Annotated in this window: 22 protein-coding genes; 11 read left to right on the top strand and 11 right to left on the bottom strand. The window is 71.7% G+C overall.

Translation table 11 applies throughout. The annotated features are described in order from the left end of the window. Nucleotides 1-42: 42 nt before the first annotated feature. From ACZ4EG_RS13060 to ACZ4EG_RS13050, 3 genes are read right to left on the bottom strand one after another with little or no spacing between them, the layout of a single operon-like run. Nucleotides 43-510, bottom strand: coding sequence for an NUDIX hydrolase (locus ACZ4EG_RS13060; protein WP_467790687.1), 468 nt, complete (start codon nt 508-510; stop codon nt 43-45). Nucleotides 511-530: 20 nt separating this feature from the next. Further along, nucleotides 531-2,069 carry an ATP-dependent DNA ligase gene (locus tag ACZ4EG_RS13055; RefSeq protein WP_467790686.1) on the bottom strand — a complete coding sequence of 513 codons (1,539 nt, stop codon included), beginning with the start codon at nt 2,067-2,069 and terminating at the stop codon, nt 531-533. 29 nt (nt 2,070-2,098) lie between these two features. Further along, nucleotides 2,099-3,037: an NAD(P)/FAD-dependent oxidoreductase gene (locus ACZ4EG_RS13050; protein WP_453558340.1), complete on the bottom strand. Its 939-nt coding sequence runs from the start codon at nt 3,035-3,037 to the stop codon at nt 2,099-2,101. Between the two features lie 79 nt (nt 3,038-3,116). Between ACZ4EG_RS13050 and ACZ4EG_RS13045 the strand changes: the two genes are divergently transcribed. From ACZ4EG_RS13045 to ACZ4EG_RS13020, 6 genes are all read left to right on the top strand, one after another. After that, nucleotides 3,117-3,704 (top strand): helix-turn-helix domain-containing protein, encoded by a 588-nt coding sequence (locus ACZ4EG_RS13045; RefSeq protein ID WP_453558342.1) that lies wholly within the window; start codon nt 3,117-3,119, stop codon nt 3,702-3,704. A gap of 85 nt (nt 3,705-3,789) precedes the next feature. Further along, nucleotides 3,790-4,767 carry an NADPH:quinone oxidoreductase family protein gene (locus tag ACZ4EG_RS13040; RefSeq protein ID WP_467790685.1) on the top strand — a complete coding sequence of 326 codons (978 nt, stop codon included), beginning with the start codon at nt 3,790-3,792 and terminating at the stop codon, nt 4,765-4,767. After that, a complete protein-coding gene (locus tag ACZ4EG_RS13035; protein WP_467790684.1) occupies nt 4,764-5,945 on the top strand; it encodes an acyl-CoA dehydrogenase family protein in 1,182 nt (393 codons plus the stop codon). Before ACZ4EG_RS13040 ends, ACZ4EG_RS13035 begins: the two co-directional genes overlap by 4 nt. Beyond that, nucleotides 5,942-7,024: an acyl-CoA dehydrogenase family protein gene (locus ACZ4EG_RS13030; protein WP_453558350.1), complete on the top strand. Its 1,083-nt coding sequence runs from the start codon at nt 5,942-5,944 to the stop codon at nt 7,022-7,024. The genes ACZ4EG_RS13035 and ACZ4EG_RS13030 overlap by 4 nt, the downstream gene beginning before the upstream one ends. A gap of 159 nt (nt 7,025-7,183) precedes the next feature. After that, nucleotides 7,184-8,047: a phosphatidylinositol-specific phospholipase C/glycerophosphodiester phosphodiesterase family protein gene (locus tag ACZ4EG_RS13025; RefSeq protein WP_467790683.1), complete on the top strand. Its 864-nt coding sequence runs from the start codon at nt 7,184-7,186 to the stop codon at nt 8,045-8,047. Between the two features lie 132 nt (nt 8,048-8,179). After that, complete coding sequence (locus tag ACZ4EG_RS13020; RefSeq protein ID WP_316759088.1) at nt 8,180-8,374, top strand: hypothetical protein; 195 nt, start codon at nt 8,180-8,182, stop codon at nt 8,372-8,374. A 1-nt stretch (nt 8,375) separates the two neighbouring features. Here the strand turns inward: ACZ4EG_RS13020 and ACZ4EG_RS13015 are convergent, their stop codons facing one another. Both ACZ4EG_RS13015 and ACZ4EG_RS13010 read right to left on the bottom strand, forming a co-directional pair. Continuing rightward, the gene (locus tag ACZ4EG_RS13015) at nt 8,376-9,572 is read right to left on the bottom strand and encodes a phosphodiester glycosidase family protein (RefSeq protein WP_467790812.1); all 1,197 of its coding nucleotides are present in this window, start codon (nt 9,570-9,572) and stop codon (nt 8,376-8,378) included. Between the two features lie 117 nt (nt 9,573-9,689). Further along, the gene (locus ACZ4EG_RS13010) at nt 9,690-10,049 is read right to left on the bottom strand and encodes a DUF779 domain-containing protein (RefSeq protein WP_453558359.1); all 360 of its coding nucleotides are present in this window, start codon (nt 10,047-10,049) and stop codon (nt 9,690-9,692) included. Between the two features lie 188 nt (nt 10,050-10,237). Here ACZ4EG_RS13010 and ACZ4EG_RS13005 point away from each other — a divergent pair, with 188 nt between their 5' ends. Further along, entirely contained in the window at nt 10,238-11,146 is a 909-nt protein-coding gene (locus ACZ4EG_RS13005; protein WP_453558361.1) for an S-4TM family putative pore-forming effector, read from the top strand. Nucleotides 11,147-11,180: 34 nt separating this feature from the next. Here the strand turns inward: ACZ4EG_RS13005 and ACZ4EG_RS13000 are convergent, their stop codons facing one another. Further along, a complete protein-coding gene (locus ACZ4EG_RS13000) occupies nt 11,181-11,657 on the bottom strand; it encodes a carboxymuconolactone decarboxylase family protein (protein WP_467790682.1) in 477 nt (158 codons plus the stop codon). A gap of 78 nt (nt 11,658-11,735) precedes the next feature. Here ACZ4EG_RS13000 and ACZ4EG_RS12995 point away from each other — a divergent pair, with 78 nt between their 5' ends. The 4 genes from ACZ4EG_RS12995 to ACZ4EG_RS12980 all read left to right on the top strand — a co-directional run bounded on the left by ACZ4EG_RS12995 (nt 11,736) and on the right by ACZ4EG_RS12980 (nt 15,518). Further along, on the top strand, nt 11,736-12,683 hold the full coding sequence (locus ACZ4EG_RS12995) for a pirin family protein (protein WP_467790681.1): 948 nt from the start codon (nt 11,736-11,738) through the stop codon (nt 12,681-12,683). Nucleotides 12,684-12,733: 50 nt separating this feature from the next. Further along, the gene (locus ACZ4EG_RS12990; RefSeq protein WP_453558369.1) at nt 12,734-13,072 is read left to right on the top strand and encodes a GNAT family N-acetyltransferase; all 339 of its coding nucleotides are present in this window, start codon (nt 12,734-12,736) and stop codon (nt 13,070-13,072) included. Between the two features lie 101 nt (nt 13,073-13,173). Continuing rightward, nucleotides 13,174-13,743 (top strand): PadR family transcriptional regulator, encoded by a 570-nt coding sequence (locus ACZ4EG_RS12985; RefSeq protein ID WP_467790680.1) that lies wholly within the window; start codon nt 13,174-13,176, stop codon nt 13,741-13,743. A gap of 50 nt (nt 13,744-13,793) precedes the next feature. Further along, on the top strand, nt 13,794-15,518 hold the full coding sequence (locus tag ACZ4EG_RS12980; RefSeq protein ID WP_467790679.1) for an acyl-CoA dehydrogenase family protein: 1,725 nt from the start codon (nt 13,794-13,796) through the stop codon (nt 15,516-15,518). 254 nt (nt 15,519-15,772) lie between these two features. Here the strand turns inward: ACZ4EG_RS12980 and ACZ4EG_RS12975 are convergent, their stop codons facing one another. The 5 genes from ACZ4EG_RS12975 to ACZ4EG_RS12955 are packed head-to-tail and all read right to left on the bottom strand — an operon-like array spanning nt 15,773 to nt 20,328. Further along, nucleotides 15,773-17,626, bottom strand: a complete 1,854-nt coding sequence (locus ACZ4EG_RS12975; protein WP_467790678.1) for an ABC transporter ATP-binding protein — start codon at nt 17,624-17,626, stop codon at nt 15,773-15,775. Beyond that, entirely contained in the window at nt 17,623-18,060 is a 438-nt protein-coding gene (locus ACZ4EG_RS12970) for a lasso peptide biosynthesis B2 protein (RefSeq protein ID WP_453558379.1), read from the bottom strand. Before ACZ4EG_RS12970 ends, ACZ4EG_RS12975 begins: the two co-directional genes overlap by 4 nt. Continuing rightward, on the bottom strand, nt 18,057-18,311 hold the full coding sequence (locus ACZ4EG_RS12965) for a lasso peptide biosynthesis PqqD family chaperone (RefSeq protein ID WP_453558380.1): 255 nt from the start codon (nt 18,309-18,311) through the stop codon (nt 18,057-18,059). Before ACZ4EG_RS12965 ends, ACZ4EG_RS12970 begins: the two co-directional genes overlap by 4 nt. Before the next feature lie 29 nt (nt 18,312-18,340). After that, a complete protein-coding gene (locus ACZ4EG_RS12960) occupies nt 18,341-20,191 on the bottom strand; it encodes a lasso peptide isopeptide bond-forming cyclase (RefSeq protein ID WP_467790677.1) in 1,851 nt (616 codons plus the stop codon). A 26-nt stretch (nt 20,192-20,217) separates the two neighbouring features. Further along, nucleotides 20,218-20,328, bottom strand: coding sequence for a keywimysin-related RiPP (locus tag ACZ4EG_RS12955; protein ID WP_361073197.1), 111 nt, complete (start codon nt 20,326-20,328; stop codon nt 20,218-20,220). Nucleotides 20,329-20,558 lie beyond the last annotated feature (230 nt).

Below are 20,558 nucleotides of genomic sequence, written 5' to 3'. Positions count from 1 at the left end.
GACCTTCCCGCGCGTCGGTGACGACCGCAACGCGTGCATCGCCTACTCGGCCGAGTGCTCCGCCAGCCGGTCCAGGAACGCGGCCTGCGCCGTGACGATCACCCCCCGGGCGCGGTCCAGACCGAACCACTCCACCCGGTCCAGTTCGGGGAACTCCTGGACCCGCCCCGACCTCGGCGGCCACTCCATCGTGAAGGTGCCGGGCTCGATCGACTCCGGGTCCACCTCGGCCTCGACCGCCCACGCCGTGACGATCTTCCCGTTGGTCTGCCTGACCTCGCCCAGCGGCGCGGCCTCTCCGTCGGGCGGCGGCAGGCCCAGCTCCTCCTGGAACTCACGGCGAGCCGCGTCCCAGGCGGACTCGTCGGGTTCGTACTCGCCCTTGGGGACGGTCCACGCCCCGGCCTCCTTCTTGGCGAAGTAGGGGCCGCCCATGTGGCCGAGCAACACCTCCAGGCCGTTGCCGGTGTGCCGGAACAGGAGCAGACCGGCGCTCCGCTTCTCTTTCAAACCCTCACCTCCGGTTCTCCTCAAGCCTTCATCTCCGGGTGCGCGGCCAGCAGCGTTTCGACCGTGTCCGCGTCCTGCGGTCGCTTGTCCTCGCGGTAGCGGACCACCCGGGCGAAGCGGAGGGTGACCCCGGCCGGGTAGCGGGAGGAGCGCTGGAGACCGTCGTAGGCGATCTCGACGACGAGTTCGGGGCGTACGGTCACCACCCAGCCGTCGTCCTGGACGGCCAGCCCCTGGAGTCGTTCGGTCTGCCAGGTGAGCATGGCGTCCGTCATGCCCTTGAAGGTCTTGCCGAGCATCGCGAAGGTGCCGTCCGGGGTGCGGGCGCCCAGATGGAGGTTGGACAGCTTGCCCGTGCGGCGCCCGTGGCCCCACTCGGCGGCCAGCACGACCAGGTCGAGGGTGTGCACCGGCTTGACCTTCAGCCAGGAGGCGCCGCGCCGGCCCGCGCTGTAGGGGGCGTCCAGGGCCTTGACCACGACTCCCTCGTGGCCGCGCCCGAGCGTCTCGGCCAGGAACTCCTCCGCCCCGGTCACGTCCTGCGGGCCGGACACCGCGGTCCGCCGTACCCGCATCGGCTCGGGCACCAGCCGGGCCAGCTCCGCGTGCCGCTCCGCGAACGGCAGGTCGAGCAGATCGCGGCCGTCGACCGCGAGGACGTCGAAGAAGACGGGGGAGACGGGGACCTCCTCGGCGGCCCTCGCCACGTCCACGCGGGAGCCGACCCTCCCCGCGGTCTCCTGGAAGGAGCGGGGCCGCCCGTCCGGGCCGAAGGAGAGCACCTCGCCGTCCAGGACGAACCGGTCGCCCGCCAGCTCCAGGGCCGCGGAGGTCACCTCGGGCAGCCGGTCGGTGATGTCGTCGAGGGTGCGGGTGTGGACCCGCACCGTGTCGCCGTCCCGGTGGACCTGGACACGGATGCCGTCCAGCTTCTCCTCCACCGCGCACGCGCCCAGCTTCCCGACCGCCTCCGCCACCGAGGAGGCGGTCTGCGCCAGCATCGGCAGGACCGGGCGGCCGACCGTGAGCCGGAACCGGTCGAGGGCCGCCGGGCCGTCCGCCAGCAGGGCCCGCGCCACCGTCTGGAGCGAACCGGCGAGCATCACCGCCCGGCGTACGTCCGCCGCGTCCGCGCCTGTCGCCGCCGCCAGCCCCTCCACGGCCACGGCGTCCAGGGCGCCCTGGCGCACCTCACCGGTGATCAGCCCGAACAGGAAGCGCTGCTCGTCCTCGGTGGCCGCCCCCATCAACTCGCCGACCAGCCGGGCCCGTTCCGCCTGGGAGCCGGGCCCGGAGACCTTGCCGAGCTCGGTGAGCCGGGCGTCGACCTCACGCACGGTGAGCGAGGGCTGCGCGGCCGCCGGTACCTTCCGGCTCAGCACCTTCCAGCCGATGCCGAGGCGCCCCTGCGGGAGCCGTCCCGCCAGATACGGGATGACGATCGGTACGTCGTCCGCCTCCGCGTCCCGGAACAGCTCCGCGAGCAGGGCGGTCTTCCGGGACCGTGCCGCGGTGGCGGCGACCTCCCGGGACACTTGGGCGAGCCGGGTCAGCAGCATGCAGCCATGGTGCAACGCGGGCGCCGGGACTACACCCGTGCGGACGCGTCGAGGTCGGCGAAGAGCAGTTCCCCGTTGATCGCCGCCCCGGCCCGGTAGCCCCGGCTGGCAGCGTTCACCACCTGCTCGGCGAAGCCGCTCGCGTTGCCGGCCGCCCACAGCCCGGGAACGGTCGTCAGACCGCGCTCGTCGATCACCGGGTACATGCCGAAGGGCGTCTCGCGCATCTCGGCGCCCAGCCGTGCCAGGAGATCCGTCCGCGGTACGGCACGCGGTGCCACGAACAGCACCTCGCGGGAGTGCACCGTGCCGTCCGCGAGCCGGACCCCGGTGAGCCGGTCCTCTTCGGCCGTCACCTGCGCCACTTCGCCCGGCACCACGGTGACCCCGGCCGCCGCCAGCCGGCGCAGGTCGTCGTCGGCGAGCTCCGACTCGGCGACCCGGTGCAGGAAGAGAGTCACGTCCTTGGACCACTGGGTCACCATCAGCGCCTGGTGCACGCTCATCGGGGTCGTGGCGAGCACCCCGAACGCGCGGTCGCGCACCTCCCAGCCGTGGCAGTACGGGCAGTGCAGCACATCCCGGCCGAATCGCTCGGCCAGGCCCGCGACCGGCGGCAGCTCGTCCTTCAGCCCGGTCGCGACGACCAACTGCCGCGCCCGGACATCGCGCCCGCTCGCCAGGGCCACCGTGAAGTCCCCCTCCCGTCGGACGTCCACCGCCCGGTCCCGGACCAGCTCCACGCCGTACCGCGCGATCTCCTCGCGTCCCACGGCGAGGAACTCGGCCGGTGACATGCCGTCCCGCGAGAGATATCCCTGCATGTGCGCGGCGGGCGCGTTGCGCGGCTCGCCCGCGTCGACGACCAGCGTGCGGCGCCGGGCGCGGCCCAGGACGAGCGCGGCGGACAGCCCGGCCGCGCCGCCTCCGACGACGACGACCTCGTAATGATCGGTGTTCTTGGTCATGGATGACCACCTCCGCGGCCGACGGTCGCGCGCCCCCTGTCGGATTGACAAACTTGTTTGCCGAAACTGCAATACGGACATGACCACCGACGACGTTCTCGCGGGCGTGGGCCCCCGGCTGCGGCGGATCCGCAAGGAGCGGGAGGTGACCCTCGCGGCGCTGTCCGAGGCGACCGGCATCTCCGTCAGCACCCTCTCGCGGCTGGAGGCCGGCCTGCGCAAACCCAGCCTGGAGCTGTTGCTGCCGATCGCGCAGGCCCATCAGGTGCCGCTGGACGAACTGGTGGGCGCCCCGCCGGTCGGCGATCCCCGGGTGCGGGGCAAGCCGATCGTGCGGCACGGACGCACCCACTGGCCGCTCACCCGGCAGCCGGGTGGCCTTCAGGCGTTCAAGGTCCTGGAGCCGCAGCGGGTGCTGGAGCCCGATCCGCGGACCCATGAGGGCTACGAGTGGCTGTACGTCCTGTCCGGCCGGCTGCGGCTGGTGCTCGGGGAGCACGACGTGGTGCTCACCGCGGGGGAGGCCGCCGAGTTCGACACGCGGGTGCCGCACTGGTTCGGCTCGACGGGGGAGGGACCGGTGGAATTCCTGAGCCTGTTCGGAGCGCAGGGCGAGCGGATGCACGTACGGGCACGCCCCTCGCGCCCGCGACGCGAAGGCACGTGACACGCGAGACTGTTCCCTGATGGCAAGCGACCGCTTAGTATGCGATCGACCCCGGTCAGACGAAGCAGTCCCGTGGAGGCACCGCATGCAGGCATGGCAAGTGCACGAGAACGGCGAGCCGAGCGAGGTGATGCGGCTCCAGGAGGTGGAGCGGCCCACGCCCGCCGACGGCCAGGTTCTGCTGAAGGTGCGTGCCGCCAACATCAATTTCCCGGACGTGCTGATGTGCCGCGGCCACTATCAGGTGCGGCCACCACTTCCGTTCACTCCTGGGGTGGAGATCTGCGGTGAGACCGAGGACGGCCGCCGGGTGCTCGCCAACCCGGCGCTGCCGTACGGCGGTTTCGCCGAGTACGCCGTCGCCGACGCCGCCGCGGTGCTGCCGGCACCCGACTCCCTCGACGACGCGGAGGCCGCCGCGCTGCACATCGGCTACCAGACGGGCTGGTTCGGTCTGCACCGCCGGGCCGGTCTGGAGGCCGGCGAGACGCTGCTCGTCCACGCCGCCGCGGGCGGGGTCGGCAGCGCGGCCGTGCAGCTAGGCAAGGCGGCCGGCGCCAAGGTCATCGGTGTCGTGGGCGGCCCCGACAAGGTCGCCGTCGCTCGTGACCTGGGCTGCGACGTGGTGATCGACCGGCGCGGCGAGGACGTCGTCGCCGCGGTGAAGGAGGCCACCGGCGGCCGCGGCGCCGATGTGATCTATGACCCTGTCGGCGGCGAGGCCTACACACAGTCCACCAAGGTCGTCGCCTTCGAGGGCAGGATCGTGGTCGTGGGTTTCGCGAGCGGCACCATCCCCAGCCCGGGGCTCAACCACGCCCTGGTGAAGAACTACTCGATCCTCGGCCTGCACTGGGGCCTGTACAACACCAAGAACCCGAAGCTGGTCCAGCACTGTCACGAGCAGCTCACCGAGCTGTCCGCCCGGGGCGCGATCAGGCCGCTGGTGAGCGAGCGCGTGCCGCTGGACGGGGCCGCGGCCGCCGTGCAGCGGGTCGCCGACGGTGTCACCACCGGCCGGGTCGCCGTCGTACCGTCGCTGGAGAACGGAGCCGCCGCATGACCGACGCAGTCGAACTCGAACGCCGCACGGCGGAGTTGCTGGCCGCACACCCGCCCGCGACCACCGACCGCCTGGACTTCCTGAGGGCCCGCTTCGACGCGGGGCTCGCCTGGGTGCACTACCCCGAGGGCCTCGGCGGCCTCGGTGCCCCGCGCTCCCTCCAGGCCGTCGTGGACGCCGAGCTGGAGGCCGCGGGCGCCCCCGACAACGACCCGCGGCGCATCGGCATCGGCCTCGGGATGGCGGCTCCGACGATCCTGCGCTACGGCACCGAGGAGCAGAAGCGGCGGTACCTCAGGCCCCTGTGGACGGGCGAGGAGGTCTGGTGCCAGCTGTTCAGCGAGCCGGGCGCCGGCTCCGACCTGGCCGCGCTCGGCACCCGAGCGGTCCGCGAGGGCGACAGTTGGGTGGTCAACGGGCAGAAGGTGTGGACCTCCAGCGCCCACATCGCCCGCTGGGCCATCCTCATCGCCCGCACCGACCCGGACGTGCCCAAGCATGCGGGCATCACCTACTTCATCTGCGACATGACCGACCCGGGCGTCGAGGTGCGGCCGCTGCGCCAGATCACCGGCGAGGCCGAGTTCAACGAGGTCTTCCTCACCGACGTGCGCATTCCCGACTCCCGCCGCCTCGGCGAGGTCGGCGACGGCTGGCGGGTCGCGCAGACCACCCTGAACAACGAGCGCGTCGCGATCGGCGGCATGCGGCTGCCCCGCGAGGGCGGAATGATCGGCCCGGTCTCCAAGTCCTGGCGTGAGCGCCCCGAGCTGCGCACCCACGACCTGCACCAGCGCCTGCTCAAGCTGTGGGTCGAGGCCGAGGTCGTCCGGCTCACCGGCGAACGCCTGCGCCAGCAGCTCGCCCTCGGCCAGCCCGGCCCCGAGGGCGCCGGCATGAAGCTCGCCTTCGCCCGCCTCAACCAGGAGATCAGCGGCTTGGAGGTGGAACTCGGCGGCGAAGAGGGCCTGCTGTACGACGACTGGACCATGCGCCGCCCCGAACTGGTGGACTTCGTCGGCCGCGACGCCGGCTACCGCTACCTCCGTGCCAAGGGCAACAGCATCGAGGGCGGGACCAGCGAGGTCCTGCTGAACATCGTCGCCGAGCGCGTCCTGGGCCTGCCCGCCGAACCGCGCACCGACAAGGACGTCGCCTGGAAGGACCTCGCCCGATGAGCACACAGCCGGATCTTCTCTACTCCGAGGAGGAAGAGGCGCTGCGCGCCGCCGTCCGCGACCTGCTCACGGACCACTGCGACGCGGCGGGTGTCATCACCCGCACCGAGTCGGACGCCCCGCACGACCTCGCCCTGTGGAAGGCGCTCGCCGAAGGCATGGGCCTGGCCGGGCTCCTGGTTCCGGAGGCACAGGGCGGCCAGGGCGCCTCGCATCGCGAAGCCGCCGTGGTCCTGGAGGAGTTGGGCCGCGCCGTGGCCCCCGTGCCCTACCTCACCAGCGCGGTCGTGGCCACCGAGGCCCTGCTGGCCTGCGGGGACGAGGACCTGCTCGGCCGGCTCGCCTCGGGCCGCACCATCGGCGTCCTTGCCGTCGCCCTGCACACCGCGCCGGGCGCCGCGCTCAGGACCGTACGCGTCGAGGACGGCCGGCTGCACGGCGAGCTGACCGGGATCGCGGACGCGGCCGCGGCCGACGTCCTGCTGGTCCCGGCTGCCGACGGCGGGCTGTACGCGGTCGGCGCGGACGCCGTCACGGTCACCCCGCAGACCTCCCTGGACCTGACCCGGCCGGTGGCAACCGTCACCCTCGACGGGGCCGCCGGACGCCGCCTGGGCGATGCGGAACCGGCCGTACGACGGGCCCTGCGGGCCGGGGCCGGGCTGCTGGCCTCCGAGCAACTCGGCGTCGCGGACTGGACGCTGACCGAGACGGTCCGGTATCTGAAGGAGCGCAAGCAGTTCAATCGGCAGGTCGGCGGCTTCCAGGCGCTCAAGCACCGGCTGGCCCAGCTGTGGCTGGAGGTGGTCAACCTCCGGGCCGCCGCGCGTAAGTCCGCCGACGCGCTCTCCACCGGCGAGGACGCGGAGGTCTCGGTCGCCGTCGCCCAGGCCTATGCGTCGGGCGTCGCCGTGCACGCCGCCGAGGAGGCGCTCCAGCTCCACGCCGGTATCGGCATGACCTGGGAGCACCCGATCCACCTCTACCTCAAGCGGGCGAAGGCCGATTCGATCGCCTACGGCACAGCAGGCGCCCACCGCGAGGCACTGGCCGAACTGGTCGACCTCCAGGCACCCTGACCGCACCACGAGAGGCCCGCCCACCTGGGGCGGGCCTCTTCGCGCGCAAGTGAACAGAGGGCGGCGGTCCGGCCAACTCCCCGCAGGGAAGGGCTACTTGGGCACGGATCGAACGCATACTCCCTTCGGTCCCATACGGCCCTACAAGGGAGGCAGAGCATGGCCCTCACCACCCGTCGCAGAGCCCTCACCACCCTCGGCGCCGCCCTCGCGGGCACTTTCGCGCTGCCCGCCGCACAGGCCTGGGCGGGCGGCGGCCACCACGGCCCGCGTCCGCTGTGGCGCGCCCACGCCCACAACGACTACGAGCACCCGCGCCCCCTGTTCGACGCCCTCGACCACCGATTCGGCAGCGTCGAGGCCGACATCTTCCTCGTCGGCGAGCAGCTCCTCGTCGCCCACGACGCCACCGAGCTCGACCCGACCCGCACCCTCGAATCCCTCTACCTCGACCCGCTGGCCGCCCGCGTCAAGGCCAACCACGGCTCCGTCTACCGGGGTTGGCGCAGGCCCCTGCAGCTCCTCATCGACATCAAGACCGAGGGCTCGTCGACGTACCTCGAACTCGACCGCCACCTCCAGCGCTACAAGCACCTGTTCACGACGTTCGCGCACGGACGCGTGCACCCCGGCCCGGTCACCGCCGTGATCTCCGGCGACCGCGCCGCCCGCGTGCCGATGGAGGCCCAGACCGTGCGCCGGGCGTTCTACGACGGCCGGCTCACCGACCTCGGCACCTCGGCGTCCGCCTCCTTCATCCCGCTGATCTCCGACAACTGGACCCTCAACTTCACCTGGCTGGGCGACGGTCCGTTCCCGGACGCCGAGCGCCAGAAGCTGCGGAGCATCATCGGGGCCGCGCACGCACGCGGGCAGCGGGTCCGGTTCTGGGGCACACCGGACGCGGCCGGTCCGGCGCGGGACGCGCTGTGGACGGAGCTACTCGCCGCGGACGTCGACTACTTCAACACGGACGACCTGGCGGGCCTGGAGGCGTTCCTGGACGCCCGTCCCACCGCCTGACATCCGCCCAACCCCCCCACGGCAGGACGACACCACACGAACGGAGGACACGTCAGCCGCCCGGATGAACCCTCCGCTACGCCACACTTGCGGCCGAACGCCGCGAAATGGGCGTGGCGGAGGAGGTTCGCGATGGCCGTTTCCATCTCTGTGGTGCTGCTGCTCCTGATCCTGGCCGTGATCTTCATGCGCAACGGCGCACTGAAGATCTCCCACGCTCTGGTCTGCATGCTGCTCGGCTTCTACCTGGCGAGCACGAGCATGGCGCCCACCATCAGCAACGGGCTCACCGCGACCGCGGACCTGGTGAGCAGCCTGCGGCCCTGAGTCACGGCGCCGAGAAGACCCCGATACCGTTCGGTACGGGGCGCTCGGCGCCGCCGCTGGGGTGGTTGCGTACCGACACGGCGCTCTCGCCCGGTGCGCGGGCGACCAGCGTCGTGGACCCGCCGCCGTCCAGGCTGAACGCGTCGGTCGATCCCAACTTCCGCATCTGGGCGGCGACTTCGGCGATCGTCAGGCCGCTGCGGTAGGCGGGCGCCCCGTCCAGCGCCAACAGCACCAGCCGTCGCCCGCCGGACGCGAAGCCCACGGCGGTGCGCACGGCCGCGGTGGCGTTGTCGAGACCGGCCAGCGGCTGCCCGTCGCGGAGGACCGGACAGCCGCCGAGGGCGAAGCGGTAGGGGGTCTTGGACGCGGACGGCAGCAGCCGGGTCCGGACACTCACCCGCTCGCCCAGGGACAGCTTGCGCAGCTGCTGGGCGCCCGCCTCCCGGCCCACCAGGACCGTGGTGCCCGCCCCGATGGGTCCCCTGCCCGGGGTGGTGGAGGCCGACACGACCCGGCCGCCGCGGACCGTCACCTCGTAGGTGTCCTTGCTGCACGCGGCGGCCCGGTCGGTGTCGGTGCCGCAGGTCGCGCGCATCCGGGAGGCGCTGCCCCACCGTGCGGTGTACGCGCCGACGGAACCCGTCGGCAGCGCGTACTGGTTGAGGCCTCGGATCGGCAGCGGCCCCTCGGCCGTGCGGACGGTCCCGAGCAGGGTGAGCCGGTCCAGGCGGGCCCGCCGGTCCACGCCCACGCCGAAGACCTCCCTGGTGTTCGTACCGGGCGGCAGCGCGGGCCCGAACCGCTGTCCGGTCGGCACCGCCGCCTTGAGCACGTGCTGGTGCGCGATCGCCGGTCCCACGCTCGCACCCGTCGCCTCGACGCCCGGGTGCTGGGTCTCGGTGATGTTGAAGAAGTCGCCGTTGACGCCCCCGACCGCGCCCGCGGAGTTCGCGAGCTTCGAGACGGGAGCGCGGGCGGCCACCGCGCCCGGGTACAGCAGGTCGAGGTGCACATGCGTATTGCGCAGGTCGACGAGCAGCACATGGGCGTGGGTCACGCCCTTGGCCGCCGCGATGTCGAACTGCTCGTAGGAGACGCCCTGCGCGATCGGGACGGTCTTCCGAACGGCGTCGGCCGGTGCCGCCCCCGTCAGGGCCGCACCGGCCAGCACACCGAACGTCGTGAGGACCGTCAGTACCGTTCTTCCAGCGGTCAATTGCTTGTGACGACGCGTCACTTCGCCCCCTGAAGTCTCGTCAACTCTGCCAGGACTCAGGGGAAGTGCACCAGAACGCGGTTTCCGCCGGGGTGGCTAGACCTCTATGACACGAGAACGGGTGAGAAAACGTACCCCCTCGGGTGCTTCCAGCGAGAAACCGCTCCCTCGGCCGGGCACCACGTCCACGATCAGCCGCGTGTGGCGCCAGGCCTCGTACTGGCTCAGCGACATCCAGAAGGTGACCGGCTCGTCGACGCCCTCGACCTCCAGCTCGGCCAGCAGCACATCGGAGCCGCCGGTGCGGAACTCGCCGTCCGGATAGCACATGGGCGCGCTGCCGTCGCAGCAGCCGCCCGACTGGTGGAACATCAGCGGCCCGTGGGAAGCGCGCAGCCGGCGCACCAGCTCGGCGGCCTGCGGGGTGAGTTCGACGCGGGGGATGTCCTGATCCATGGTCACCGTCCTGGGGCGTGACGTGGCGTGGCGTCGGGTCCGGCCGGGTCGGGTCGGATTGGGTCGGTCCAGTCTCACGGTTCGCCGGGGGCCCGTCCAGCACTGTTTCTCATCGGCCGAGGGCCCTATGGACACCCTTTGCCCGGGGCGGCACAGTGAGGGAACGGTGCCGGACGGCGGGGGGCGTCATGAGCAACGCGTCGGGGGACGAATCCTCGATACTGACCGAGCAGAACACCGACGAGGCGATGCGGCGGCTGCGTGCCATGTCCGTCTCCCATGCCCAGGCCGTACGACTGGCCAATGTGCGGATGGGTATCTCCGTGCTCCTGGCGGCCGCCGGTCTCGTCAGCACGGTCAGGCCGTCGTGGGCGGTACCGGTGACCGTGCTCGGCGGGGTCTGGGCCGTCGCGTACTCCGTCGGCCTCACCTCCTGGGAGGACGGCGCGGCCCGGCGAGCGGCGCTGCTCCAGGAACTGTTCGACGTACGGCTCTACGGCCTGCCGTGGAACGACGTCCTGGTCGGTGATCCACCCGGCGCGCAGCAGGTCAGCGGTCTCAGCCGGCGCTTCCGGGGCGACGAGCACGAACTGCGCGACTACTACGAGGTGCCCGACCTGCCGCGCCCATACGACGTGCTGGCCTGTCAGCAGCAGAACCTCGGCTGGGGAGCCCGGGTCCGGCGCCGGTACGCCCGGGTCCTGCTGGCGTTCGTGCTGACCTGGCTGGCGGCGGGACTGGCGGTCGGCGTGGCCGCGGGCCTGAGCGTGCTGGACCTGGCGCTGCAGTGGTACGTGCCTTCGCTGGCCGCGGTGATGATGGGGCTGGACACCTGTCGTACGCAGTGGAGCGTGGCGGCGGAGCGGGAGCGGGTGCTGGCCCTGCTGGACCGCGCGGTCGCGGAGCGCGGCGAGAGCGACCGACTGCTGGGGCTGGCCCGGCAGGTGCAGGACGTGATCTTCCAGTCGCGGCAGCACAACACACGCGTCCCGAACTGGTACTTCCGACGCTTCCGAAGCGCGGACCGAGCCGATTTCCAGGCCGCCATGGCCGAGTTGCAGAACGTGGTCCGGCGAACGACGACCCAGTGGGGCTGAGCCGGCCCCGGTGACGAGTACCGGGGGCTGCGCGTCACCGCACCGGGTGCTTGCTCATGATCGAGATCCGGTTGAACGCGTTGATCGTGACCGCCACCCAGATCACCGCGGATATCTGGTCGTCGGTGAGCACCTCCCGCGCGGCGGCATACGCGGTCTCCTGGGCGACGGCGTCGGACGGTTCGGTGGTCGCCTCGGCCAGGGCGAGCGCGGCGCGCTCCAGCGGGGTGAACACCTCGGTGTCCCGCCAGGCCGCCAGCACCCCCAGCCGGCGCGTGGTCTCACCGGCGCGCAGGGCGGCCCGGGTGTGGACGTCCAGGCAGTAGGCGCAGCCGTTGATCTGCGACACGCGGAGGTTGATCAGCTCCACGACGGTGCGGTCCAGGTCCGCCTCGGCCGCGGTGGTGCGCACCGCCTCGGACGTCTGCACCAGGGCGTGGTACGGCTTGGGACTCTGCTTGTCGACGAAGATCCGCCGGGCCGCCGACCCGGGCGCGGGGCTGCTGCTCAATCCGGGGCTCCCTCGGGCATAATCACTGAGCCTATATTGTTGAATTCGAAACTATCATGATTTCGAGAGGTGGTTCCGATGGGCGAGGCCGACGCGGCGACGACCGATGAGCGGAAGGTCGACATACTCACCCCGCGTGACGTGCCCCTGGGCGGCCCCAGGGCGATGACCGTGCGCCGCACACTGCCACAGCGGGCCCGGACCCTGATCGGCGCCTGGTGCTTCGCCGACCACTACGGCCCGGACGACGTCGCCCGAACCGGCGGCATGGAGGTCGCCCCGCATCCGCACACCGGGCTGCAGACGGTGAGCTGGCTGTTCAGCGGCGAGATCGAGCACCGGGACAGCCTCGGCAGCCATGCGTACGTACAGCCCGGCGAGCTGAACCTCATGACGGGCGGGTACGGCATCAGCCACTCCGAGGTCTCCACCCCGCGGACCACCATCCTGCATGGCGTGCAGCTCTGGGTGGCCTTGCCCGGCGAACACCGGTACGCCGAGCGGGCCTTCCAGCACTACGTGCCCGAGCCGGTGCGGATCGACGGCGCCGAGGTCAGGGTCTTCCTGGGCGCCCTCGCCGGAGCCGTCTCGCCGGTACGGACCTTCACGCCCCTCCTCGGAGCCGAGATCACCCTCGAACCGCAAGCGGCGATCACTCTCGCGGTGGACCCCGCCTTCGAACACGGCCTCCTCGTCGACCACGGGCACGTCCGCGCGGCCGGCGCTGCGCTGCGCCCTGCCGAACTGGGCTACATCCACCCCGGAACCGAGACCCTGACCCTCGTCAACGAGTCGGACGAGCCCGCGCGCGCGGTCCTGCTCGGCGGAACCCCGTTCGAGGAACAGATCGTCATGTGGTGGAACTTCATCGGCCGCACTCACGAGGACATCGTCCGGGCCCGAGAGGAATGGGAGAACGCCTCCGACCGTTTCGGGGCCGTCGAGGGATACCCCGGGGACCGGCTGCCGGCCCCGGCCCTGCCGAACGCCACCCTCGCACCGCGCGGCAATCCACCGCGCGACTGAACGGCAGCCGACGAACCACACTGCATGATCCGCATCCGAAGGGAATCGCGATGAACCAGCCTTCCACGGCACCGACCGTCGAGCGCGTGGACGCCCGGCACCGCTACGAGATCAAGGTCGACGGCGAACGCGCCGGCCTCACCGCATACCGCGACCGCGGTGAGCAGCGCGTCTTCTTCCACACCGAGATCGACGACGCCCACGCCGGGCAGGGCCTGGCCGGGCAGCTGGTCCAGCAGGCGCTCACCGACGTGCGCGCACTGGGCAAGCGCATCGTGCCGGTCTGCCCCTACGTGGCCAAGTTCCTGCTGAAGCACGACGAGTTCGCCGACATCACCGACCCCGTCACGCCCGACGTCCTGAAGTGGCTGGAGGCGGAACTGGGCTGATGCCGCGGGCCCCAGCGCCATGCCCGCCGCCTGGGTGAGCCGTGTCTCACGCGTGCGGCGGCTCTTGTCTATGCAACGAGTTGCATAGCAGGATCAAGGGCATGGCGCTCGAGCACGCGATCCTCGTCTCCCTGCTGGAGAAGCCGGGCTCCGGATATGAGCTGGCCCGGCGGTTCGACCGGTCCATCGGTTACTTCTGGACCGCCACGCACCAGCAGATCTACCGCGTGCTCAAGCGCATGGAGAGCGACGGCCTGCTCGCCGTCCGCGAGGTGCCGCAGCAGGGCCGGCCGGACAAGCGGGAGTACTCCGTCGCCGGCCCCGGCCGCACGGCCCTCTCCCAGTGGCTGCACGAACCGATCGAGCCCGAGAGCATCCGTCATGAACTCGCCGTGAAGATCCGCGGCGCGGCCTTCGACGACCCCGCCGCGCTCATCCGCGAGGTGGAGCGGCACCACCAGGTGCACAGCGACCGGCTCGCGCACTACCTCGTCGGCGAGATGCGTGACTTCACCGGGCCCGCCGCGCCCGCTCCGCTCGACGCCGGCCAGGAACTGCAGCACGTCGCGCTGCGCGGCGGCATCGCCTACGAGCGGATGACGGTCGCCTGGCTCGAAGACGTCCTCACCACCCTCCACCGCCTCGCCGGCCCGCCCCCGCCCTGCGCCTGAACCACGTTCGACCGACCCCTGCCCCCGACCCCTCAGAAGGTGGACCTCCCATGGCCGACCCCCTGCTCTTCAACCCGCACACCTACGACCCGGCGCACTTCGACCCCGAGACCCGCAGGCTGCTGCGCGCCACCGTCGACTGGTTCGAGGAGCGCGGCAGGCGGAAGCTGATCGAGGACTACCGCTCCCGCGCCTGGCTGGGCGACTTCCTCGCCTTCGCCGCGAAGGAGGGCCTGTTCGCCACCTTCCTCACCCCGGCCTCCGCCGCGTCGGCCGGTTCCCAGGACCAGCGCTGGGACACCGCCCGGATCGCCGCCCTCAACGAGATATTCGGGTTCTACGGCCTCGACTACTGGTACGCGTGGCAGGTGACGATCCTCGGTCTCGGCCCCGTCTGGCAGAGCGACAACGCCGCGGCGCGCGGCCACGCGGCGGAACTCCTGTCCCAGGGAGAGGTCTTCGCCTTCGGCCTGTCCGAGAAGACCCACGGCGCCGACATCTACTCCACCGACATGCTGCTGGAGCCCGACGGCAACGGCGGCTTCCGGGCCACCGGCTCCAAGTACTACATCGGCAACGGCAACGCCGCCGGACTCGTCTCCGTCTTCGGCCGCCGCACCGACATCGAGGGCCCCGACGGGTACGTCTTCTTCGCCGCCGACAGCCGCCACCCGGCGTACCACCTGGTGAAGAACGTCGTCGACTCCTCCAAGTTCGTCAGCGAGTTCCGCCTGGAGAACTACCCGGTCGCCCCCGAGGACGTTCTGCACACCGGCCGCGCCGCCTTCGACGCGGCACTCAACACCGTCAACGTCGGCAAGTTCAACCTCTGCACCGCCTCGATCGGCATCTGCGAGCACGCGATGTACGAGGCCGTCACCCACGCGCACAACCGCATCCTCTACGGCCGCCCCGTCACCGCCTTCCCGCATGTGCGCCGGGAGCTGGCCGACGCGTACGTCCGGCTCGTCGGCATGAAGCTGTTCAGCGACCGCGCCGTCGACTACTTCCGCTCGGCCGGCCCCGACGACCGCCGCTATCTGCTCTTCAACCCGATGACGAAGATGAAGGTGACCACGGAGGGCGAGAAGGTCATCGACCTGATGTGGGACGTCATCGCCGCCAAGGGCTTCGAGAAGGACAACTACTTCGCCCAGGCCGCCGTCGAGATCCGGGGGCTGCCCAAGCTCGAGGGCACGGTGCACGTCAACCTCGCGCTGATCCTCAAGTTCATGCGCAACCATCTGCTGGAGCCGGTGGCGTACCCCGCCGTGCCGACCCGGATCGACGCCGCCGACGACGACTTCCTGTTCCGGCAGGGACCGGCCCGCGGCCTGGGTTCCGTACGCTTCCACGACTGGCGCACGGCCTACGACGCGTACGCCGAGGTGCCGAACGTCGCCCGCTTCCGCGAGCAGGCCGACGCCCTGTGCGAGTTCGTGGCCACCGTTGCCCCCGATGAGCGGCAGAGCCGCGACCTCGACTTCCTGCTCTCGGTGGGCCAGCTGTTCGCGCTGGTGGTGCACGGACAGCTGATCCTGGAGCAGGCCCGTCTGACCGACCTGGACGAGTCGGTGCTCGACGAGCTGTTCTCCGTGCTGGTCCGCGACTTCTCCGGGCACGCCGTCGAGTTGCACGGCAAGGACTCCGCCACGGAGGCCCAACAGCGCTGGGCACTCGGCGCGGTCCGGCGTCCCGTGATCGACGAGGCACGTTCGGCACGGGTCTGGGCGCGCGTCGAGGCGCTGTCCGGCGCGTACGAGATGGCGCCGTAACAGCGCGGCCGGGGCCGGACGACGGCCGAGCCGCCCGGCCCGGGGGAGATCCCGGGCCGGGCGGCTGCTTCGGCGCGGCTAGAAGAAGCCCAGCTTCTTGGCGGAGTAGCTGACCAGCAGGTTCTTCGTCTCATGGTGGTACAGCTGCCGCACTGTCGTTGACCAGTAGGAACGCAGTTCATGGCCGCGACCGTTGGGCCGTCGGCCCGTGCACGGTCCGGATCTCGGTCGGCCGGGCCGGGGACGGCACGGATTCAACCGGCCGTCCCCGCTCCGTTGCCGCTCCCGGGCTCCCCGCCCGGCCGGAGCATCTGGCTCGCGGCCAACTCGCGGTAAAGGGCGCTGCCGGCCAGCAACTCCTCGTGGCGCCCGGCGGCGGCGGTGTGGCCGTCGTCCAGCACGACGATGTGGTCGGCGTGCTGCACGGTGGACAGGCGGTGGGCAATGACCAGCAGAGCGCACTCCTGGGCGACGTCCTTCATGACGGTCGTGAGCGCCGATTCATTGATCGCGTCGAGGTGAGAGGTGGGCTCGTCCAACAGGAGCAACGCGGGGCGGGCCAACAACGCGCGGGCGAGGGCGACGCGTTGGCGTTCGCCACCGGAGAGGGTGCTGCCACGTTCACCGATGACCGCGGTCATGCCGCCGGGTAGCCGGTCGACGACTTCTTCGAGCCGGGCCAGTTCGACGACGCGCCGGATCTCGGCTTCCGCGGCGTCGGGCACGGCGTAGGCGATGTTGTCGCGCAGGGTGCCGTGGACGACGTGGGTGTTCTGGTCGACGACGGCGATGCGCCGGCGGCATGCGTCACGGGAGAGCTCGGTCGCGGGCTGCCCGTCGAAGAGCACGTGACCCGCTTCAGGCTCGTAGAACCTCGCCACCAGGGCGAACACCGTGCTCTTGCCGGCCCCGGACCGCCCCACCAGGGCGACGTGCTGCCGGTGCGCGACGGCGAACGAAACGCCGCGGAGGACCGGCCGGTCCGGGTCGTAGCCGAAGCGGACGTCGCGCAGGGCGAGGGCGGGCTGTTCGGGAGTGGCGGACGGCCCCGTCGGCCGGGGCGTGTGCGCGCGGACTCCTGCCATCCGCGGTGCGGTGGGCTCGACAGGCAGACGGAGCGCCTGGTCGATGCGCTGGTGGGCGCCCATCCCGCGTTGGATGAGGCCCACGGCACGGAAGACGGAGGACAGCGGCAGGACGAGGTACGAGGCGTACAGCAGGAAGGCGACGAGGTCGCCGAGGGAGCCGGCACGGCCGTTGACGCGCAGGCCGCCGACGACCAGGACGATGAGGAAGGAGCCCTGGACGGCGAGTTCGACAGCGGGACTCATGACGGAGGCGAGCTTCGCGGTGCGTACCCCCGCTCCGTAGGCCGCCTCCACGCGTGCGCCGATGCCCGCCGCCTCGCGCTCCTCGGCGCGGTGCACGCGGACCATCGGCAGGGCGCCGAGGGCGCGTTCCAGGTCGGCGGCGATGGCACCCACCGCATCCTGCATGTGTTCGGACGCGCTTCTGATACCCGCGAGCAGCGAGGCGACGACCACAGCCGCCGCGGCCACAGTGAAGGCGACCAGGAGCAGCAGCAGGGGGTCGAGCCAGGCCATGAGGACGATCGCCCCGGCGGCGACAAGGCTTCCCGTCACCAGATCGACGAGGGCCTGCGACACGACGTCCCGGAGCAGGGTGGTGTCGGCGGTCACCCGGGAGATGAGGTCGCCGCCCCGGTGGCGGTCGTATTCCCTCATCTCCAGCCGGAGCAGCCGTCCCACCAGCCCGTGCCGGAGCTGCCGTACGACACCTTCGCCCATCCGTTCCAGGAGGAAGCGACCCGCGGCTCCCGTCGCCGCTTCGGTGACGAACAGCGCGCCGAGGAGTGCCAGCAGTGGCCAGATGACCTGCCCGCGACCGCTCGCGTCCACAACATGCTTGGCGACGAGCGGCTGGGCCAGTCCCAGGGCGGAGCCCACGAGGGTCAGTACGGTGGCGACGGCGATGGCGCTCCGGTTCCCGACGGTGAGCCGGTACATCGTGGCCACCGCCGCCCGGGTGGACTTGTCACCCTCGGCGACCGCGGCCCGGTCATCGTTCGGAACAGTCGTGCCGGTCATCGGTCCGTCGGCCGTGGCAGCGGGTCGACGGCCACCAGCCGGGCGAAGTAGCCCTCCGGCACACCCTCGCCGACAGGACGGCCCTCCGCCTCGATCCAGGCGTGCGCGGTGAAGGGCGGAACGACGCGTACGCCGGTGCACCAGGTCGGCCATGTTCCGCCGAGCCGGCACAACAGTGCCGCCCCCAGGGAGCGCGGCAGGCACCCTTTCGGTCCGGCGCAGCGCAGGCTGGCGGCGCACATGGCGTCGCGCGCGTTCTGGGCCTGCGCGGTGGTGGCGGGCGCGGCACCGCGTCGCAGGATGCCGAGTCCGGTGCGGATATGGCGGGGCGGCAGGAGGGAGAGGGCCACGGCGGGGAGCAGGACGAGCCGGGCCGCCAGCCGTCGGGCCAGGGGAACACCCGTGGGCCGTTCCAGTGCGCTGGGCGTCGTCATGAGGCGAGCCCCGAGCTCCGCAGCTCCCGAACGAGCGTCTCGACGTCCTGCAGGGCCTGCGCCTGGTCGACGTCGAACTCCCGGACCAGTGCGGCGGCCGCGTCCGACTCCTCGCCGCCGTCGAGCAGTGTCCGCACTACCAGGGTGGAGGTCGGATTCAACTCCCAGTAGGCACCTGCCCGTTCGTCCAGCAGCACCGTGCCGTAGTCGGTCTCGGCCGTGGATACGTCGTCGCCGAACCGCAGGGGCATGTGGAGGCCTTTCTGACGTAGGGATGTGGTCAGGGGTGTGGGACATGGGTGCGGCTGCGGGCGAGTCCCCGCAGCCACACCTCGGCGGCGATCGTGGAGTAGAGGATGGCGTCGGACAGCCCCGGAGAGGCGGGCCGCCGGGCGAGGCGGCGGAGTTCGGCGCCGTCCACCAGGCCCAGTTCCTCCAGCCGCGAGTCCTCCCACAGGGCCAGCAGGTCCGCGCGGTGTTCCCGCAGTCCGTTGGAGGCGTCCATGGAGGCAGTGGCTTTGTTGGCCCGCCGCAGGCAGGCCTCGGGCACGATCCCGCGCATCGCTGCGCTCAGGACGGGCTTGTACGCCCAGGGCGTGACGCGCTCGCTCGGACGTACGGCGAGACACGCCTCGATGACGCGGTCGTCGAGGAAGGGAGAGGCCATCGGCAGGCCGGCGCGGGCTGCCATCCGGTCCCACTGCCGGATGACGCGGGTGCACGAGCGGATCTGCTCCAGGTCGGTGTGCAGACCACGGTCCGGATGCAGCGGCGAGATCGTCGCCGCTGCCGTGAGCAGTGCCCGACGGGCCATCCGTTCGGCGTCGGGAGTCACCCAGTCGAACAGGCGCGGGGCCATGCCCCAGCCGAGACCCGTCGCTACCGACGGGGCCAACGGTTCCCGCAGATGGCCGACGGCGTCGGCGAGCCACTTCCCGTACGGCCGGGAGTCGGCGAGAGCGCGGACCGTGCCCGCGAGCGGCCACTGCCACAGTGCCCGGAACCCGCGCAACTGGCGCAGGGCGAAGAGCGGGCGGGTGTGTAGCAGCCGGTGGTAGTACGCCTCTGAGCACCATGCCACGTGGTCGCCGCCGATGCCGGTCAGGTGCAACCGGCTGCCGCGTGCGGCGAGGCCGGGCAGATGATGCAGGACCCGGGAGCGGTCCATGACGCCGATGGTGGGCTCGTCGAGGAGGTCGTCGATGGCGAGCAGGTCCTCGTAAACCAGCGGCGATGCGTCGGCGTCCCAGACCACGTGCTCGATGTCCGGGAGGTGCCCCATCGCCTGTTCGGCCCAGTACAGGTCGGTGTCCGCCGGATCGCGTCCCGGCCACGTACTGGCCACCACGCGGGCGGGGGAGCGGTCGGCCAGGAAGCAGATGGAGGTGGAGTCCAGGCCGCCGGACAGGTCGCAGCTCACCACGCCGCCCTGCCGGGTACGCGCGCCGACGGCCTCCTGAAGTGCCGTCCGGATCATGGGCGCCGCTTCGGCGAGCGGCCGGACCGGCTCGGGCGGCGCCCACCAGCGGGTGTGCCGTACGGTGCGCCCGTCCGCGGCGACGAACACGGCGTCCTGCGGAGGAACGGCGGTGACCGCACGCCACAGGGACGTCTCGAACAGCGGATACGGGGCGGGCCAGAGCAGCCTTACGGCCAGCTCCTCCACGTCGGGGTCGAGGCCCAGGACGGCGGCGAGCGTGTCGGCACGGGTGGCGGCCACCCGCACGCCGTCGATCTCCGCGTGGAAGACCAGTCGCAGTCCGGAGGCGGTGCCCTGCACCCTGATCTGTCCGTCGAGGGCGCCGACGAGGTGGAAACTGCCGGGGAGGGAACGGGCCAGGGCGTCGAGCTCCGCGAGATCGCGCAACCGTGCGGCCCGCCGCCGCAGTTCGCCGGCGTCGATGGGGCAGCAGCCGACGACGGCGACGGCGGCACCGCCGGCGCTCGCCGCGACCATTTCGTCGTCGTGCCACTGGCCGACCAGCCAGGGCCGGCCCGACGCATGCACAAGGGTCCGGCTTCCGGGGCGGGCGAAGGACCGGGCCACGGCGACCGCGTCCGCGCGGTCGGTGAAGACCGCGAAGTGCGCGTCGCCGGGGCCCGTCCCCGCACTTTCGTGCAGTTCAGTCATGACGTCGGATCAAGGACCGTCGGTCGTCAGTTCTTGCTCAGGATCAGCCGGTCGTTGCCGGAGCGCTGGAGGAGCCCCGTCTCCTTCCGGAAGGTGCCGAGCCGGACGAGCGTCGGGGCCTCATATGTCTTCTTCACGACTACTCCTCAAGTGCGGATTTCCCGACCACCTCCCTGACCGACGGCCCAGGCACCGCCCGGTGTGCTGTCGGTCTGCCCGGGCTCATCGGGAACCCGGGCCGAGAAGTGAACGCAGCACCTAGCTAGCTGCAGACCGTGAGCCCCGGGCAAGAGCGTTTACGAAGCTCAGCTAATATGGAGAATTCGAATTCCTCGGAGTGTGCGCCTCTCCTTGTGATTGTTTCTGA

The sequence above is a fragment of the Streptomyces sp. NPDC025638 genome, assembly GCF_055558775.1.
Note: the sequence above shows the minus strand (reverse complement) of the source record. Positions and strands in the feature narration are given on the sequence as shown.